The sequence below is a fragment of the Corynebacterium sp. 2571A genome, assembly GCF_055700935.1.
The window spans coordinates 209883-228367 of record NZ_JASTTE010000002.1 but is presented as its reverse complement, the minus strand read 5'-3'; the positions used below and the strand labels follow the sequence as shown (position 1 = coordinate 228367).

The following is an 18485-nucleotide window of genomic DNA, read 5'->3' as shown; positions in this document are numbered from 1 at the left end:
GCTGGGGGCCATGGAATTTCCGAGTCTTGAGCAACTAGCCGCCCGCGGCACCCGCAAGTGGACCGTCTACGACTCCGACGTCATCCCCCTGTGGATTGCCGAATCCGACTTCCCCACCGCGCCCGCGATCAAAGACGCCATCCAAGACATGGTGGACCGCGAGACCTTCGGTTATACCCCGGCCCCGCGCTCGAGCGATCTGCCGGGAGCGCTCGCGGACTTTTACGCCGAGCGCTTCGGCTGGCGCCCGGACGAGAAGGGGATTTTCTGGATCGGCGACGTCGTGCGCGGCATGCTGCTGGGCGTGCAGTATTTCACCCGCCCGGACTCCCCGATCGTCGTGCCGGTACCGTCCTACCCGCCGCTTTTGGAGGTGCCCGCCACCGCCGGCCGCGAGAAGGTCGAGGTCTCCGCGGAGCTGGACCTGGCCGAAATCGAGCGCGCCTTCGCCGCCGGCGCCGGCTCCATCCTGCTGGCCAACCCCTACAACCCGCTGGGCCGCGTGCTGGACGAGGACTTCCTGCGCGGCCTAGTCGAGCTGGCGCGCACCTACGATGCCCGCATCCTGGCCGACGAGATCCACGCCCCGCTGGTCTTTGCGGGCCAGCACACGCCGGTGGCATCTGTCGGCCCGGACGTGACCATCACCACGACCTCAACGTCGAAGGCCTTCAACGTGGCCGGCCTCAAATGCGCGCAGATGATTTTTTCCAACCCCGCCGACATCGCGACCTGGAAGAGGTTGACCGGGGTGGCCAAGGACGGCACCGGCACCCTGGGCGTTATCGCCGCCGAGGCCGCCTACCGCGACGGCGGCGAGTACCTGGACGAAGAGCTGGCCTATCTGAAGCAGACGCGGGACTGGCTGCTGGAGGAGCTTCCCCAGCGCGTGCCCGGTATTAAGGCCGCCTGCCCCCAGGCGACCTACCTTTTGTGGCTGGACTTTTCCGACACTAAGATTGGCTCCGATCCGCACCCGGCCCGCTGGGTGCTGGAGAATGCCCGCGTCGCGCTCAACGAGGGTTCCACCTTCGGCACCGGCGGCGAGCACCACGCGCGGCTGAACTTCGCGACCTCGCGGGAAATCCTGCAGGAGGCGCTCGACCGGCTGGGCCGCGCCTTCGAAAACTAGCACCCCGTCTTTACTTTCTCATACAGTGGGCGGTATTGTCTCATTATGCGAACGGCGCGACCCGCCGGCCATAACCCGCCGCTGGGCCCCACACCACCCCCGTGGGGCGTGGCGGCGGGAGCGATACTATACGACCCCCTGTCAATGAAGGGCTTAAGCAATGGCTCAACCCGTTACGTCCGCACCGAAGCGGCCTGCTATGACCATCGTCGTGGCGGCGCTCATGCTGTTTTCGATGTTCTTCGGCGCCGGCAACCTCATTTTCCCGCCCATGGTGGGCGTGTCCTCCGGCACTAACTTCTGGCCCGCCGTCCTAGGCTTCCTCGCCGCCGGCGTGCTGCTGCCGGTGCTGGCGGTCGTGGCAGTCTCGCTGTCTGGCCGCAGCGTCCGTGACCTGGGAGCCCACGGCGGCGCCTGGTTCGGCATCGTCTTCTCCGCTATGGCCTACCTGGCCATCGGCGCCTTCTACGCGCTGCCGCGTACCGGCGCGGTCTCCATGGAAACCGCCATCACCCCGCTGCTGGGCTGGGAAGGCACGGCCGCCAACGGCATCTTCAACGCCGTGTTCTTCCTGATCGCGCTGGCGCTGTCCTGGAAGCCGAACTCCATCATGGACACCCTGGGCAAGTTCCTGACCCCGGCCCTGGTGGCCCTGCTGGCCCTGCTCATCATCCTGGCCACCACCGCCAACCCGCGGAACCCGGGCGTGCCCACCGAGGACTATTCCAGCTCCCCCATGGTCACCGGCCTGTTCGAGGGCTACAACACCATGGACGCCATCGCGGGCCTGGCGTTTTCCATCGTCATCGTGGGCTCCCTGCGCAGCAAGGGATTCAAGTCCACCAAGTCCCTGATGGGCGGCACCATCACCGCCGCTCTTGTGGCCGGCGGCCTGCTGGCGGCCATCTACCTGGGCCTGGCCTGGCTGGCGCAGACCCTGCCCAACGGCCAGGACTACGAATCCGGCGCGGTCCTTTTGGCCGATTCCGCCAACATGACCATGGGCACGGTCGGCCAGGCGGTCTTCTCCGCCATCGTGCTGCTGGCGTGCATGACCACCGCCGTGGGCCTGATCACCGCCTGCTCCGCCTTCTTCGAGATGCTGGTGCCCAAGACCACCTACCGCTTCTGGGCCGTGGTCTTTACCGCCCTGTCCATCCTGCTGGCGTTCCAGGGCCTGGAGACCGTGCTGTCGGTGGCCGTGCCGTTCATTACCTTCCTCTACCCGCCGGCCATCACACTGATCTTCATCACTCTGCTGCAGCCGCTGGTCAAGAAGGCCGTGACCTTCTACTGGGGCTACCGGCTGAGCCTGTGGGTCTCCGTGCTCTGGTCCGCCCTGACGGTCATCGCCGACCTGGGTTGGGCCAGCGCCCTGGAGCCGATGCTCAACCTCTCGCCGGGCCAGGCGCTGTCGCTGGGCTGGGTCGTGCCCACCGCGATTGCTTTCGTCGTCGGCGCGGTTATCGATGCCCTCGTGCGCCCCGCCGCCGAATAAAATCCGCCGCAGGTACGGTGGGTAGCAAGATGTCGTCTTCCAAAGGAGCACCGTTGACTACCCAGACTGCCCACGCACCGCTTTCCGTACTGGATTTCTGCACGATCTACGAGGGGGAAACCGCCGCCCAGTCCATGGCCCACTCGGTCACCCTCGCCCAGCGGGCCGAGGAGCTAGGGTACAAGCGCCTCTGGTACACCGAGCACCACAACATGTCCACCATCACCTCCTCCGCCCCGGCGGTGCTGATTTCCCATATTGGTGCCCACACCAACAGCATCCGGCTGGGCTCGGGCGGGGTGATGTTGCCTAACCACGCTCCTTATATCATCGCCGAGCAGTTCGGCACGCTGGCCGAGCTCTACCCGGACCGCATCGACCTGGGCGTCGGCCGCGCCCCCGGCACCGATATGCACACTCTCGGCCGCGCCCTGCGCCGCGACGGCAACGCCGCCGAGCGCTTCCCCGAGGACGTGCGCGAGCTGACCGCCTACCTGGCCGGCAAGTCCATCATCCCGGGCGTCCAGGCGGTGCCGGGTGCCAACACGCACGTGCCGGTCTACATCCTGGGCTCGTCGATGTTCGGGGCATCGCTGGCGGCCAAGTACGGCCTGCCCTACTCTTTCGCCTCCCACTTCGCGCCGCAGCACCTGGAGGCCGCGACGAAGTACTACCGGGACAACTTCCAGCCCTCCGACGTCTTGGACGAGCCCTACGTCATCGCCGCGGTCAACGTCACCGCCGGCGATACCTCCGAAGAGGCCTCCGAAATCTTCGAGCGCGTCGGCTTCAACCGCGTCAAGGCCTTCGCCGGCCGCGGCAAGTTCCTGACCGACGAGCAGGTCAACCAGATCATCGGTTCCTACCAGGGCCAGCAGATCCTGGAGATGCTGCGCTACTCCGCCGTCGGCACCGGCGACGAAGTCCGCGAATACCTCGAGTGGTTCCAGGATCACGCCAGCGCCGACGAGCTGATGGTCTCCATTCAGACCAGCAGCCGCGCCGAGACGCTCAAGTCCCTGGACATCCTGGCCAAGGCCTGGTTCTAGGCCGGGATCCATGCCGGGTCCCGGCCGGGTTCTAGGCCTGTTTCTCAGCTGGGCTCTTAGGCTTGCTTCCAGCCGAGTTCCGGGCCCAGTCTAAGCGGGCTCTAGGCGGGCTTTAGGGCCCCGCCTCAGACCCGCTCCCCCCTTAAGCGCGAGGCTTGTCCCCCTGGCCGGCGGCGTCCTCGCCGTCCCAGTCGTCGTCGAAGTCGCCGCCCACCCCCAGGTCGCCTTCGACGATGATATTGCCCGGGATGCGCATGTTACCGTCCTCGTCGTATTCGAGTTCGGGGCGATCCAGCTCGTTGCCCTCGCTGTCGTAGCCGGGGGCCGGGCGGGCATCGGCGGCCTCGTATTTCTCCGGCGTGTCCGTCTTGCCCCAGTGGCGCGTGCGGGTGCGGCGCTGCGCCGCCGAGTCGTCGTTCATACCCTTGACCAGTGAGTACATCATCACGAATTCCATCAGGAAGAACGGCAACGCTACGACGATGACGACTTCCTGGATGGCCTCGATGCCCGTGTCATTGATGAACAGCAAGGCCGCGGTCACCAGGCCTACCGCGCAGGCCCACGAGACGCGGTAATACGTCGGCGTCTTGTTTTCCTCGCCGCTGGCGAAGGTATCCATGACCAGCGCCGCCGAGTCCAGCGAAGTAATAAAGAAGACGATGATGACCGCCAGCGCCAGCGTGCCGGAGAGCATATACAGCGGGTACTGCTCCAGCAGGGCGAACAGCGCGACGGGGGTGTCGCCGTCCTCGACCACCGGCTTGGTCAGAATGCCGGGGTTGTCCAGCTCCGTCTCGATGGCCGCGCGGCCGAAGATGGAAAACCACACCACGACCACGATGGTCGGCAGCGCCAGCACGCCGCCGATGAACTGGCGCACCGTGCGCCCGCGCGAAATCCGCGCAATGAACATACCCACAAACGGGGCCCAGCAGATGGTCCAGGCCCAGTAGAAGGCCGTCCACGTGCCCTGCCAGCCCGGGTTCTCATCGAAGGAGTCCGTCCAGAACATCAGCTCCGGCAGGGAGCTGGCGTAGCCGCCAAAGGCCTCCACCGTGTGCTTGAGCAGGGTCAGCGTCGGGCCCATCACGAGGACGAAGAACATCAGCACGAAGGCGGCGACGATGTTGACGTTCGACAAGATCTTCACACCGCGGTCTAGGCCAGACGCCACGGAGATGGAGGCGATCGCGGTAACCGCCACGATGATGAGCACCTCGACCCAGCCGACCAGCGGCACGCCGAACATGATGTTCAGGCCGGCGTTGATCTGCAGCACGCCCAGGCCCACCGAGACGGCGAGGCCAAAGACGGTGCCGATGATAGAGAGGGCATCGATGAGCTTGCCGGGCCAGCGGTAGACACGCTTGCCGAGCAGCGGGGAAAAGACCGAGGACATGCGGGCGGGCATCTTGCGCTTGTAGACGAAGTAGCCCATCGCCAGGCCCGGCAGGGCGAACGGGACCCACATGTGGACCGCGAAGTGGTAGTAGGTGAAGTGGAAGGCCTGTTCTATGGCCTCCTGGCTCATCGGCTCCAGTCCCCCGCGGGGCGGGTTGAAGGAGTGGTGGAGCGGCTCGGCCGCGCCCCAGAAGAGCAAGGTCGCGCCCAGCCCGGCGGCGAAGAGCATGGAAAACCACACCGGCAGGGAATACTCGGGTTCGTCATCGTCGTCGCCCAGGCGCAAATTGCCATAGCGAGAAACGAAGATACCAATCAGGAACACGAAAATAACCGAGAAACCGCCGATGTACAGCCAGCCCAGGTTGGTGAGCAAGGAATTGGCTGCGACCGCGTAGAGATCGCGAGCCTGGACCCCGAACAACAGAGTGCCGGCAACGAAGACGACGATAAAGCCGGCGGCCACTAAGAAGACAAAGGGGTCGGTCTTGAGCCCAAGAAACCTCTTGGGCCGATCGGAAGACATGAGGAATGATCCTATCTTTGGACGGAATATGCCGTCACCAGAGTAGCGGACGCCATCGCCCCGAACGGTGAAACTGAGAATTAATGATCAGTTTCTCGCCCACCACCCCCAGCCACTGGACCAAAAGATCAACAGGTGTAGATATATACGCAGCTCAAGACGGCACAACTATCCCCTACTGGAACGGTGCGGATGCATATTTGTATACATTCCCAAAAACTCGAAGCTCACCGCGGGCAGTGTGACTTATCTATCTTTCTGAGTCTTCTCTTAGCTTCACAACGCGGCCCCGCGCCTTGGCCCCACGCCTCAAGCACCCTATAATCACGCTAGCCAGGGGGCCAGAAAGTGCGCCGGCACCTCACCCCCGAGATAGCCTCCCACCAATCGCAGCAACCTAAACAAAACATCTTCACATCCCAATAATTACTTGTATGCCGTTTTTTATAAAACCGTTATTCGTTACACTTGACACAACTAAGGCAAACCGTTAATGATGCCCGCGTTCTCCCCAGCTCGCGGGCCGGCCGGCGCCTGCCACCCCGGGTGGCGGAAGCGCCGGCGTTTTCCAGCCTGTCTGGATTGAAGGGAGCACTGAACAACTAGTGAGGCAGCACCGAGAACCGCAGCAGCACCTCAAAATCTGCGACTACCTGAAGGAGCAGATCCGCAGCGGCGAACTCCAGCCTGGAGATCAACTGCCCAGCGAGGCCGAGCTATGCGCGCAGTTCAACTCATCGCGCGGCCCCGTCCGCCAGGCGATGGCCGTCCTGCGCGCCGAAGGCGCCATCTCCTCCGGCCGCGGCCGGCGCTCCGTCGTGCTCGGCAACTTCAACGCCGAGACCTTCGACTCCATCATCTCCGTGAGCTCCTGGCTGCGCCAGCACGGTTATACCCCGCAGCAGAAGACCTTCTGGCTGGCCCGCCGCCCCGCCCCGGAGGACGTCGCCCAGCGCCTCGGCATCGACGCCGACGAGCAGGTCGTCTACGTCCACCGCCTGCGCAGCTGCAACGACCGCCCCCTGGTCATCGAGCGGCTCTACTTCCCCATCGACGTCGGGCAGGAAATCCTCAACTTCGACGCCGACTCCGGCTCGCTGCACACGCACCTGCGCGCCGCCGGCGTCGACTTCGACAACGTCAACCGGCGCATCGAGATAGGCGCCGCCACGGCCGACGATGCCACAGCCCTCGGCATCGAGCCCGGCTCACCCATCTGGACGGTGGGGATGCTCGTTGCCAACCATCAAGGCCGCCCCGTCGAGCTGGCGGTCTACCGCTTCCGCGCCGACGCGTTGTCGGTAAACCTGTCCTCTGTACGCGGTGGCGCCTCCCCGCTGGAGGTATTCCCGGGGGTCAGCGACAACTAATGTGTGGCAATTTCGCCAAATAGTGACGGGGTGCACTACCCTTTCGATATGACTTTCCGAGCCAGACGCAGCGCGTCGCTGGTACTCGCCGCCACCCTGCTATCCGGGTGCGCGGCCGGTCATACCGCCGTCGTCGACCCGGCCCCCGCCGGCCAGGCCGCCGATGCCCTCACCGTCGCCACCACCTCCCCCGCCACGTCCCTGGACTTCACCACCGTCGGCGGCGCGGCCATCCCCGCCGCCCTGATGAACAACGTCTACGAGACCCTGGTGGCCATCGATCCCGAGACCGGCGAGGTCGTGCCCCAGCTCGCCACCGACTGGGAGGTCTCCGCCGACGGCACCCACTACGTCTTCCAGCTGCGCCGCGGCGTGCGCTTTTCCAACGGCTCCCCCTTCAACGCGGAGACCGCAGCCTTCAGCCTGGACTACGTCAAAAACCATTGGTCCAACGCCCTGTCCTCCCAGATGGACGTGGTCAAAAGCGCCCGCGCGACCGGCGAGCACGAGCTCACCGTCGATCTGCACCAGCGTTCCAACAGCTGGCTGTGGCAGCTGGGCACCACCGTCGGCGCGATGATGACGCCGGATGGCGTCGGCGAGCTCGCCAGCCGCCCCGTCGGCACCGGCCCCTACGCCGTGAGCAAGTTCAGCCCCAACGAGTTCGTGGCGCTCGACCCCCGCGACGACTACTGGGGCACCCCGGCCGCCCAGCCGGTCACCATCAGCTACTTCCCGGATTCGCTGACCGCCCTCAACGCGCTGCGCTCCGGCGGGGCGGACGTGGTCTGGGCCGTTCAGTCGCCGGAGCTGCTCGACGACTTGCCGGACGGCATCGAAAAGCACGTCGGCACCACCAACGGCGAGGTGCTGCTGTCGCTGAACAACCAGGCCGCCCCCTTCGACGACCCGCGGGTGCGCCAGGCCGTGGCCTATGCCATCGACCGCCAGGCCGCCAGCGAGATCCTCTTCGGCGGGCTAGCCACCGACACCGGCGCCGCGCCCGTCGCGCCCACCGACCCCTGGTTCACGGGCGAAAACTACTACCCCTTCGACCCGCAGCGGGCGCGCCAGCTGCTCCACGATGCCGGAGCCGTCGGCGCCCCCATCACCATCACCGTGCCTACCCTGCCGTACGCCCAGACCGCCGCCGAGCTGATCTACTCGCAGCTGACGGAGGTCGGCTTCGACGTGCGGCTGGAGTCCGCGGAATTCCCCGCGGTGTGGCTGGGCCAGGTCATGGGCGCCCACGACTACCAGGTCTCGCTGGTCTCCCACGTCGAGCCGCGCGATCTGACCACCCTGTTCGGCAGCCCGGACTACTACCTGGGCTACGATTCTCCGCGCGTGCGCGAGCTTTTCGCCGCCGCCGATACCGCCGCGACCCCCGAAGGATTCCGCGCGCTGACCTCCCAGGCCGTCGACCAGATCATGGCCGAGGCCGGCGCCGTCACATTGATGAACATGCCCAATATCGTGCTCAGCCGCCCCGGCGTGACCGGGCTGCGCCCCGACATGGTTACCGACTCCGTCGATCTGACGGAGGTGAGCGCGCGGTGAGGGCAGTCGGCATCGTCAAGCTGGTGGGCCGCTACGTCTTCGTGCTGGCGGTGGCCAGCGTGGTCATCTTCGCCATGATGCGGGCCGTGCCGGGCAACCCGGCCCGCGTGGCGCTGGGCATCAACGCCACCGACGACGCCGTCGCCGAGCTCAGCGCCACCCTAGGCCTGGACCAGCCGCTTATCACCCAGTACGCGGACTGGATGGGCGGGCTGCTGCGCGGCGATTTCGGCGTCTCGCTGGCCTCGCAGACCTCGATCACCGCCCAGGTGCTCGACCGCGCGCAGGTCTCGCTCATCCTGGTCGGCCTGGCGCTGCTGCTGGCGCTGGTCATCGCGGTGCCGCTGGGAATTGCCAGCGCCCGCTACCCGGGGCTGTCGGTGCTGAGCCAGCTGGGCATCGCGCTGCCGAACTTCCTGGTCGGTCTGCTGCTTATTAACGCCTTCGGGCGCTGGCTGCCCACCGGCGGGTGGGTGCCGCCCAACCAGGGCTTCGGCGATTTCGTGGCGCACCTTGTCCTGCCGGTGGTCTCGCTGGCGCTGGTGCAGGCGGCCATGCTGACCCGGTACGTGCGCGCCGCCGTCCGCGAGGTCATGGGGCAGGACTATATCCGCACCGCCCGGGCGCTAGGTGCCTCGCCCACGCGGGCGCTTATCCGCCACGGCCTGCGCAACGCGGCCCTGCCCGTGCTGACCGTCGCCGGCGTGCAGCTGACCACGCTGGTCATCGGCGCCGTGGTCATCGAATCCGTCTTCGTGGTCCCGGGCCTGGGCAGCATGCTTCTCGATGCCGTCGCCAACCGCGATCTCACCACCGTCCAGACGCTGGTCATGCTCCTGGTGGCGTTCACCCTGACGGTGAACCTGCTCGTCGACGTGGCCTACCGCCTGATTGACCCGCGCCTGGCGCGCGGCCGCGCCAACGCCCGCCCCAGTGTCAAGGAGGCCGCGTAATGCAGAAGTACCTAGGCGCCGTCCTAGTGGCCATCCCCATTGTCTTGGCGCTGGTGTCCCTGGTGTGGACGCCGTACCCGCCGGACCTGGCAGATACCGCCGCCCGGCTGGTCGGCCCCGGCGCCGAACACCTGCTGGGCACCGACCGCTTTGGCCGCGACGTGGCCGCGCGCATCATGGTGGGCTCCCAGGTCACGCTGCTGGTCGGCGTGCTCGCGGTCGGCATCGCGGCGGCCGTGGGCGTGCCGCTGGGGGTCATGGCCGGCATGGGCTACGGCGACTGGCTTATCATGCGCGGCTCCGACCTGGTGCTCGCCTTCCCGGCGCTGCTGCTGGCGATTGTCGCCGGCGCGGTGTGGGGCCCGTCGACGGTAACGGCAATGGTGGCCATCGGCATCGCGGGCATCCCGGCGTTCGCGCGCGTGGCCCGCTCCGGCACGCTGCAGGTCATCCACCAGGACTACATCGCCTCCGCCCGGGTCTCCGGCGTGTCCGCGCCGCGGATTGCGCTGCGCCACGTGCTGCCGAATATCCGCGGGCTCATCATCGTCCAGGCCTCCGTCTACTTCGCCCTGGCCGTGCTGGCCGAGGCCGCCCTGTCCTACCTGGGGCTGGGCACGGCTCCCCCGGCCGCGTCCTGGGGGCGGATGCTGCAGGACTCGCAGACGCTGATGAGCACCGCCCCGTGGCTGGTGTGGGCGCCGGGTGCGGCCATCGCCGTGACGGTGCTGGGCTTTAACCTGCTGGGCGACGGGCTGCGCGACGCCTGGGATCCGAAGGAGGACGCATGACTTTGCTTGCCATCGAGGGCCTGCGCGTGGGCGACGGGCTCGTCGACGACGTCTCCCTGCACCTGGACCGCGGCCAACGCCTAGGCCTTATCGGCGAGTCCGGCTCCGGCAAGTCTTTAACCGCCCTGTCGGTGATGGGGCTGCACGACCTGCCCGTCGCCGGCAGCATCCGCTTCGACGGCCAGGAGTTGGTGGGGCTGGCGGATAAGCGGCATCGGCGGCTGCGCGGCGAGCGGATGGCGATGGTTTTCCAGGAGCCCATGAGCGCGCTGGACCCGTTGATGACCGTCGGGCGGCAGCTGCGCCTGGCCGGGGGGAGCCCGGAGATGCTGGAGAAGGTGCTGCTGCCGGCATCGACGGCGCGGCGCTACCCCTTCGAGCTGTCCGGCGGGCAGCGCCAGCGCGTGCTCATTGCCATGGCGATGGCCCGTACCCCTGACCTGCTCATCTGCGACGAGCCGACTACCGCCCTGGACGCGACCACGCAGGCCGAGGTCCTCGACCTCATCGACGCCCTGGCCGCCGAGCACGACACCGCCGTGTTGTTTATCACCCACGACCTGCGGGTGGCTGACCGGATGTGTGAACGGATTGCGGTGCTGCGCGACGGGGCCATCGTCGAGGCCGGCGAGCACGTGTTGGATAGCCCGCAGCACCCGTACACCCAGCAGCTGGTGGGCGCCTCCCGGCTGCCGGCCGGCGATGCCGCCCCCTCCCGCCAGGACCCCGTCATCGCACTGGAGTCGGTGACCAAGAGCTTCGGCGGCGCGGCGGCGGTCGCAGGCGTGGACCTGGCGGTGCCGCGGGGCGGGCGCGTCGGCGTGGTCGGCGGCTCCGGGTCCGGCAAGACGACGGTGCTCAAGCTGATTGCGGGGTTGGAGCGCCCCGACAGCGGATCCGTGCGTGTGGACGGGCGCGTGCAGATGGTCTTCCAGGATCCGCAGGGCTCGCTCAACCCGCGGCTGACGGTGGGGCGATCCATCGCCGAGGGCGGCGCCGGGCCCGAGGAGGTCGCCCGCGTACTGGAGCAGGTGGGGTTGAAAGCAAGCGATGCCTCCCGCTACCCCCACGAGTTCTCCGGCGGGCAGCGCCAGCGCATCTCGATTGCGCGCGCCGTGGTGGGCCGGCCCGATATCGTGCTCGCCGACGAGGCCGTCTCCGCGCTGGACGTCTCCGTGCGCCGGCAGGTGCTGGATCTGTTCGACTCGCTCATTGATGCCTACGATCTCACCGTCGTGTTCATCTCCCACGACTTGTCGGTGATTCGCTACCTCTGCCCCACCGTGGTGGTCATGCGCGACGGCCACATCTTAGAGGCCGGGCCGACGGCCGAGGTGTGGGAGAACCCGCAGCACGACTACACGCGCGAGTTGCTGGCCGCGGTCGAGGATTCGTCTATATAGGTCTATATAGGTATTTAGGCACGCCGAGTAGGCGCTACGGACGTGGTCCGTGGCGCCTTTTCGCGTATTTCGGCTGGCCTTGTTCCTTGTAGCGTCCCCTCGCAGCCTTCGTCTCTCGGCTTTGTTTTCACGGCGGGCCTAGGGCCCGCCGCTCCAGGGTGGGTCCCAGGTGACTTTGCCGTGTCTTCGGTGGACTCTTCCGTGTCTGGGGTAGGCGGGGTCGTCGTCGTTCCAGGAGTTGTGGAACTCGCACAACAGTGTCAGGTTTTCTTGGTTGGTTTCTCCGCCGCCTGCCCAGGGGTGGATGTGGTGGACCTGGCACTCATCCGCCGGTTTCCTACAGTTTGGCCAGGCACACCAGGTGGTCTCGGCTTTGGCCATGTCTTTCTGCTTGGGTGAGGCATGTCGTTGGTAGCGGTATTGGTTGACCGGCCCGCGCCTCGGGTCCACCAGGGTGGCTAGGCCGGCGTCCAGTAGGCATTGGCGGACGTAGTCGGCACCGGTCATGGTGGTGCCGTTGCTCAGCTGCAAGGTGATCTCCTCCCCGTCGCCGGCGAGGATGCGCACCCAGTCCGGCAGGGAGATGACCACGTGCGTGGTCTTGGGTTGTTTTTCTAGGCCGCCGCTGAACAAGGCTTCCACGTCGGGGATGGTCTTAATTGATGCCCAGAGGTTTTCTACCAGCTGTGGGTCCCCGGTAATGGAGAAGGTGCTGGGGCCGTCTTTGCGGCGGGTCACGCGCACGCCTTCGGCGGGTGGGGCCGGGCGGTTGAGCTCCAAGACTTTTTGGTTGGCAAGCCGGCGGAGTTGTTTGGTGGTGCCGGGGGTGTTGCACAGTTCGATGAGCATGGCCCAGGCCTCGCCCTGGTGGCGTACCCGGCGGAAGGCATTGTCCAGGACCAAGAGGGTATCCAGGTGATGGCCCTGAGAAGCGGCGGCTCGGCGGGCGGCGGCTTGCTTGCGCGTATAGGACGTCTTCCCGAAGAAGGTCTGGCACGCGCGGTGGTGTGCGGCCGCGGCAACATCGGACATGACAGCCTTCAAAGCGGGCAGGCTGAGCTGGCGGCACAGGTCCAAATACTGGATCCCGTCCGCGAAGATGGCGTGCGCTGCTTTCAGTGTGTCCATGGCTGTCGTTGTCATGACTCACACGCTAGAAGCACCTGACAACCCCCACAAGGGCACGATCCCGCGCCTGTGGATAACTCGGCCGCCCGAGTGGAATGGTTAACACTCGGGAACCGCGGCCTGTGGAAAACAGATACTCAAGGAATGCAAGAGTTCGCGAAACTGCCGCGGAAGAGTACGCTGTATTGGCCGAACAAATTTGATACGAGAAAGGAACGTGTAGCAGCACCGTGACGGACAACCCTACTCCCCAGAGACCAAGTACCCTCCAGCTGCTGACCACCTTCCACTCCTCCGCCCCGCGGTGGCCCGGCGCGCTGCGCGCCGCCCTGGCCATCCTCCTGCCGGGCTGCGTGGCCCTGCTGCTGGGCTATACCAACGCTATCCTGCTCATCGCCACCGGCGCCTTCGCCGTCATCTACGGCGAGGGCCACCCCTACCGCACGCGCGCCCGCGTCATCGCGGTGGCCGGCTCGCTGTTGGTCGCCGGATCGGCCACCGGCACCCTGGTGGGCACGCTGGTCTTCGCCCCCGGCCACGGCCACTGGTGGCTTATCCTCTCAGCGCTGTTTACGGTGCTGCTGGCCACCACGGCCGCGTTCGTCCAAAACGCTCTGCGCCTGCCGCCGCCGGGCGGCTTTTTCATTGTGATGGTCTCGGGTGGCTCCACCATGCTCGCCCGTAGCGGCACCCACGTCGGCGAGGTCATCCTGTGGGCCTGTGTGGGCGCGGGTACCGCGTGGATCCTCGGCATGGCCCCGTCGCTGCTGGATAAGCACGGGCCGGAGCGCCGCGTGGTCGACACCCTGGAGCGCGCGGCAGAGGACTACGCCAACGCCGACAAGGACCACCTGGCCCGCCACCACCAGGCGCAAACGGCGCTGTCGAATGCGTGGCAGTCTTTGGCGGATGCGGGCATCGTTAGCGGTGGTCGCATTATCAACCTGTCGCAGTCCGAGCTGGTGCGGCGCACGCTGGCGGCGCAGCGTAGCATCGTTCGGCATAACCTGCGCGACGACTTCGGCGCCGCCGAGGCCCTGCTCACCGATGCCCCCAACGACATCGATCCGAGCCGCACCGTCATCCCGCACAGCCGCCCGACGGTGACCTACCGCCTGTACCGCTCCGCGGTGCGCAACGGGCACGCCTTCATCACCGCCGAGCGCGTCTTCTTCGCCGGCCTGATTACCGCGCTGCTGGGCGTGGCGCTCGGCCTGGGCCGCCCGGACTGGGGTGCTATCTCCGTCCTGCTGATTCTGCAGTGGGGCCCGGACCGGGTGCCGGGCACGGTGCGCGCCATCCACCGCGCGGCCGGCTCGGTGCTGGGCGTGTGCCTGTTCGCCACCTTCCACTACTTCGGCGTGTGGGGCTGGTCGTTGCTGCTGGCGCTGGCGGCCTGCCAGTTCTTCGCGGAGATTTTCGTGGTGAAAAACTACGCCTTTTGCGTGATCTTCTCGACGCCGCTGGCGCTTTTGATGGGCAACTCGCAGGCGCCGGAGCTGGCGCCCGTCGTCGGCGCGCGCATGGCGGAGATTTCCCTGTCCATCCTGTTCGCGCTGTTGGCGCTGTGGCTGTACCGGCCGGCATCGGCGGCGCTGAACCACCACCGGCTGCAGATCCGCTGCTACGAGTCGATGGGCGCGCTGCTGGGCGCCCTGCTGACCGAAACGCCGCAGCAATCCTTAAGCCAGCGCCGCGACCTGCAGTACGAGCTGCTGTCCGAGCGCCGCTCCATCCAGTCGGTGGGCGCCAACCAGCCGGATCGCCTCGGCGAGTTCAGCGCCCAACACGAGGCGATCCAGCACGCCGGCTACCAACTGCTGGACTTTTGTAACTTGGCGCCGGATAGCCAGCCCAGCGCCGCGGATATCCGCCAGTTGGCGGACAAGGTGAGAATGGCCAGTCCGCAGGCCCGCTAGCGCGGCTGCAGCAGCAGGGAAGCATCGAGGAGATGCTCCTGGACCACCGGGGCGAAAAGCTCTTCCAGTTCGGCCACGACGGATTCTGGGAACTGCATGGTGGGTTTATACCTCGCTGACACAAAGTTAAAGGGGCATCGCTATAACCTGCGATGCCCCTTCATCCTAACTCACACCCCTGTGATTAGCCTCCTTTAACGACGGTGACCTGCCAGCCGGCATCGCCGGCGCGGTGGAAGTCGGTGATGCGGTGGCCGGCATCGTTTGCCCAAGCCGGGATGGAGTCGGTGGCCTGGGTGCAGTCGAAGTCGATGACCAGGGCCTCGCCGGTCTCCAGCTCGTCCATGACCTGCTTGGCCTCCATCAGCGGGAAGGGGCAGACCGCGCCCAGTGTGTCCAGCGCGTAGCGGCCCTGCCCCAGCGGGCGGGCCTTCTGGGTGGACGTACTCACCTGGGGCTTGAGCGCGACGGCGCCGGTGGCAACAGGAAAGGGCTGGTGGGTGGTGGCTGGGGCGTCGCGAAGCACGGCGTCTTCGGCCGAGGCCGGGGACTCGGCCGCGCGGTGGGGCTTGAGCCACAGCTTGGCGCCCACGGCCACGCCCAGGGCCATGAACAGCAGGGCGACCCAGCCCTTGAAGCTGAACAGGGAGGTCTCCACCATGCCGTTGCCGACCGTGCAGCCGCCGGCCAGGGACGCGCCCACGCCCATCATGATGCCGCCGGCCACGGCGCGGTAGGCGGTCTGCGCGTCCGGGACGCGCACGCGGAACTCACCGGTGGCCTTGGCCGCGAGGAAGGCGCCGATGAACAGGCCGAGAACCAGCAGCGTGCCCCAGTTGAGGTACTGCCCGTCGCCGGTGGTGGTATACCGCATGACGTCGGCGGTCGGGGTGGTAATGCCCAGGCCGCTGTTGCGCCCAGTGGCGGCGGACAGCGGGAAGGCCACGGTGGCGATGAGGCCTACCAGGATGGCCGCGGTGTTCAGCGACAGCGGGCGGGCCCACCAGGGCTGCCCCAGGTCGTAGCTCGGGCGGCCGGCGTCCTTGCGGCGGTAGTGGCGCCACAGCCCAAAGGTCACGGCCCAGACCACAGCAACCAGCAGCCAGGGCGTAATCCCCAGCGCGCCGTGGATGGTGGTCAGCGGCATCTCCCACTGCTTGAACCAGCCGTCGACCTCGGCCAGGGGGCCGGATTTCATCGCCGCGGCGGACAGGCCGTAGAGCAGCAGCGCGATCCAGGAGCCGACCAGGCCCTCGGCGGAGCGGTACCACGTGCCGGAGGCGCAGCCACCGGACAGGATGATGCCCAGGCCGAAGATGAAGCCGCCCACGATGATGGCCACCGGGGTGAAGTTGGCGACCTCGGGCTGGATGACGCCCAGGCTGGTCAGCAGGGTCAGGCCGAAGGCGTGCACGGAGATGAGGATCATCAGCGCGGTGAATCCGCGCCAGGTCTTGTTCATGAAAATATCGCGCAGCATGCCGGTCACGCAGAAGCGCCCGCGCTGCAGGACGGCGCCGAAGACGCCGCCCACCAGAAGTCCGGAAATCAACATGGCGCCTAGCCTATCCGGCACTAGACGGGATTGTCTAGCATGAGCAGACTAAGCAGTAGACGCGGGGTGCTCGAGTTGTGGTAGACATCGATATCCTGAATGATTGACCCTCGTGTCTAAACCTGAGCCTGAATCCTCGCCGACCTCGTCTACCTCTTCCGCAGCCTCCAGCAGGCCGCAGCCGCGCGGCGGCGGCCCGGCCGGCAGCCCCGGGCCCGCGGTGGGCCTCTACCCCCACAACATGCACCCGGGCCTGGTCCCGGGCATCGGCGTGGAAGACCAGCGCAACACCTTCGGCCTGGACAAGGTCATCTTCGGCGTGACGGCGGTACTCGTCGTCGGCTTCATTGCCTGGGGCGTGATGCTGCCGGACCAGGTGGCGCAGACGGCATCGGCGGCCTTTGGCTGGGCGATTACCAACGCGGGCTGGCTGCTAAACATCACCATGATCCTGGCCATCGTGGTGATGGCGTACGTGGGCCTGTCGAAGCTCGGCCGTATCAAGCTGGGCACCGACGACGAGCAGCCGGAGTTCGGTTTCTTCTCGTGGGTGGCGATGATGTTCGGCGCGGGTATCGGCGTCGGCCTGTTCTTCTACGGCCCCTCCGAGCCGCTGAGCTACTACCTGACCCCGCCGCCGCACACCGTGGACGAAGGCGGCACGGTCGAGGCCCTCCACCAGGCGGTCGCGCAGTCCCATTTCCACTGGGGCATTTCCCCGTGGGCGATGTACTCGCTGGTCGGCGCGGCGATCGCCTATTCGTCCTACCGCCGCGGGCGCGTGCCGCTGGTGTCGTCCATCTTTAAACCGCTGTTCGGCTCCAAGGACACCGACGGCCCGCTGGGCAAGGTCATCGACATCATGGCGCTCATCGCCACGCTGTTCGGCACCGCCGCGACCCTGGGCGTTTCCGCCGTGCAGATCGGCCAGGGCGTGGAGATTATCTCCGGCGCCGGGCCGCTACCCAACCGAATTCTGCTCATCATCATCGCCGTGCTGGGTGTGGGTTTTGTCATCTCCGCGGTCTCCGGCGTCTCCCGCGGCATCCGCTACCTGTCCAACCTGAACATCACGCTCACCCTGGCGCTGGTGGCCTTCGTCTTCATCACCGGCCCCACCCTGCTGCTGCTCAACCTGCTGCCGTCCGGCATGGTCACCTACCTGGACGAGCTGCTGCCGATGATGTCGAAGTCGCTGTCCTGGGGCGACGAGACGGTCGAGTTCCAGTCCTACTGGACCGCCTTCTACTGGGCCTGGTGGATCGCCTGGGCGCCGTTCGTCGGCATGTTCGTCGCGCGCATCTCCCGCGGGCGCACCCTGCGCCAGTACGCGGCGGTGACCATCCTGGCCCCGACCATCATCCTCATCCTGGCCTTCACCATCTTCGGCGGGACGTCCATCACCTTCCACGACGCCGGCATCCCGGGCTTCGACGCCGACGCCTCCGGCGAGGCCATCCTGTTCAACATGTTCAGCAACCTGCCGCTGGGCACCATCACCCCGTTCATCCTGCTGGGCGTGCTGGCCATCTTCTTCGTCACCTCCGCGGACTCGGCCTCGGTCATCATGGGAACCATGGCCTCGAAGGGCAACCCCTCCCCGAACAAGGCCCTGGTGGTCTTCTGGGGCCTGTGCATGATGGGCATCGCCGTGGTCATGCTTCTGACCGGCGGCGAGGAGGTCCTGTCCGGCCTGCAGAACCTGACCATCCTGTCGGCGCTGCCCTTCTGCGTGGTACTGCTGGTGATGATGGTCGCCTTCATCGTGGATCTGCGCAGCGACCCGATGTTCATCCGCCGCCAGTACGCGCGCACGGCGGTGGAAAACGCGGTAATCCGCGGCATCGAGGAGCACGGCGACGACTTCGAGTTCTCCGTCGAGCACGCCGCCGACGGGCGCGGCGCCGGCTCCGACTTCGACTCCGCGGCCGGCCGCTACACTCGTTGGTACCAGCGCACCGACGAGGCCGGCGACGCCGTCGACTACGACTTTTCCACCGACACCTGGTCCGACGGCTACGACCCGAAGCACGATTCCACGCACCCGAATTACATCGGCGAGAAGGCCAAGCAGGCGAAACAAACCCGCGCAGACGCCCCGGAAAGCCAGCAGGACCACAAGGGGTAGAAGGACTAGCGCCCAAGTGGCCAGTCTTACAGCGCTATTCCGCCCGGGCTGGAGCGGGCGCCGCTAGGC

At 66.8% G+C, this 18485-nt stretch carries 13 protein-coding genes; 10 read left to right on the top strand and 3 right to left on the bottom strand.

The genetic code is table 11. The features are described 5' to 3' along the window. Positions 1-10 precede the first annotated feature (10 nt). The 3 genes from QQS53_RS04455 (at position 11) to QQS53_RS04445 (ending at position 3679) form a co-directional block, all read left to right on the top strand. Positions 11-1132 (top strand): MalY/PatB family protein, encoded by a 1122-nt coding sequence (locus QQS53_RS04455; RefSeq protein ID WP_472774707.1) that lies wholly within the window; start codon positions 11-13, stop codon positions 1130-1132. A 160-nt stretch (positions 1133-1292) separates the two neighbouring features. Then, positions 1293-2630: a branched-chain amino acid transport system II carrier protein gene (brnQ, locus tag QQS53_RS04450; protein ID WP_472774706.1), complete on the top strand. Its 1338-nt coding sequence runs from the start codon at positions 1293-1295 to the stop codon at positions 2628-2630. Positions 2631-2659: 29 nt separating this feature from the next. Next, a complete protein-coding gene (locus QQS53_RS04445; protein ID WP_472774705.1) occupies positions 2660-3679 on the top strand; it encodes an LLM class flavin-dependent oxidoreductase in 1020 nt (339 codons plus the stop codon). A gap of 142 nt (positions 3680-3821) precedes the next feature. Here QQS53_RS04445 and QQS53_RS04440 read toward each other — a convergent pair whose 3' ends face one another. Next, positions 3822-5609 (bottom strand): BCCT family transporter, encoded by a 1788-nt coding sequence (locus QQS53_RS04440; protein ID WP_472774704.1) that lies wholly within the window; start codon positions 5607-5609, stop codon positions 3822-3824. Positions 5610-6214: 605 nt separating this feature from the next. Between QQS53_RS04440 and QQS53_RS04435 the strand changes: the two genes are divergently transcribed. The 5 genes from QQS53_RS04435 to QQS53_RS04415 are packed head-to-tail and all read left to right on the top strand — an operon-like array spanning position 6215 to position 11686. After that, on the top strand, positions 6215-6979 hold the full coding sequence (locus QQS53_RS04435; RefSeq protein WP_472774703.1) for a GntR family transcriptional regulator: 765 nt from the start codon (positions 6215-6217) through the stop codon (positions 6977-6979). Between the two features lie 48 nt (positions 6980-7027). Then, entirely contained in the window at positions 7028-8539 is a 1512-nt protein-coding gene (locus QQS53_RS04430) for an ABC transporter substrate-binding protein (protein WP_472774702.1), read from the top strand. Next, entirely contained in the window at positions 8536-9492 is a 957-nt protein-coding gene (locus QQS53_RS04425; protein WP_472774701.1) for an ABC transporter permease, read from the top strand. Before QQS53_RS04430 ends, QQS53_RS04425 begins: the two co-directional genes overlap by 4 nt. Then, positions 9492-10283: an ABC transporter permease gene (locus QQS53_RS04420; protein ID WP_472774700.1), complete on the top strand. Its 792-nt coding sequence runs from the start codon at positions 9492-9494 to the stop codon at positions 10281-10283. Before QQS53_RS04425 ends, QQS53_RS04420 begins: the two co-directional genes overlap by 1 nt. Next, positions 10280-11686 carry an ATP-binding cassette domain-containing protein gene (locus tag QQS53_RS04415; RefSeq protein WP_472774699.1) on the top strand — a complete coding sequence of 469 codons (1407 nt, stop codon included), beginning with the start codon at positions 10280-10282 and terminating at the stop codon, positions 11684-11686. Before QQS53_RS04420 ends, QQS53_RS04415 begins: the two co-directional genes overlap by 4 nt. Before the next feature lie 138 nt (positions 11687-11824). On the opposite strand, the gene QQS53_RS04410 is transcribed toward QQS53_RS04415, so the two are convergent. Next, on the bottom strand, positions 11825-12829 hold the full coding sequence (locus tag QQS53_RS04410) for an HNH endonuclease signature motif containing protein (RefSeq protein ID WP_472774698.1): 1005 nt from the start codon (positions 12827-12829) through the stop codon (positions 11825-11827). Positions 12830-13044: 215 nt separating this feature from the next. Between QQS53_RS04410 and QQS53_RS04405 the strand changes: the two genes are divergently transcribed. Then, entirely contained in the window at positions 13045-14733 is a 1689-nt protein-coding gene (locus QQS53_RS04405; protein WP_472774697.1) for an FUSC family protein, read from the top strand. Between the two features lie 184 nt (positions 14734-14917). Here the strand turns inward: QQS53_RS04405 and QQS53_RS04400 are convergent, their stop codons facing one another. Beyond that, positions 14918-16288 (bottom strand): YeeE/YedE thiosulfate transporter family protein, encoded by a 1371-nt coding sequence (locus QQS53_RS04400; protein ID WP_472774696.1) that lies wholly within the window; start codon positions 16286-16288, stop codon positions 14918-14920. 241 nt (positions 16289-16529) lie between these two features. Here QQS53_RS04400 and QQS53_RS04395 point away from each other — a divergent pair, with 241 nt between their 5' ends. Beyond that, positions 16530-18416, top strand: coding sequence for a BCCT family transporter (locus tag QQS53_RS04395; protein ID WP_472775050.1), 1887 nt, complete (start codon positions 16530-16532; stop codon positions 18414-18416). Positions 18417-18485: the final 69 nt, after the last annotated feature.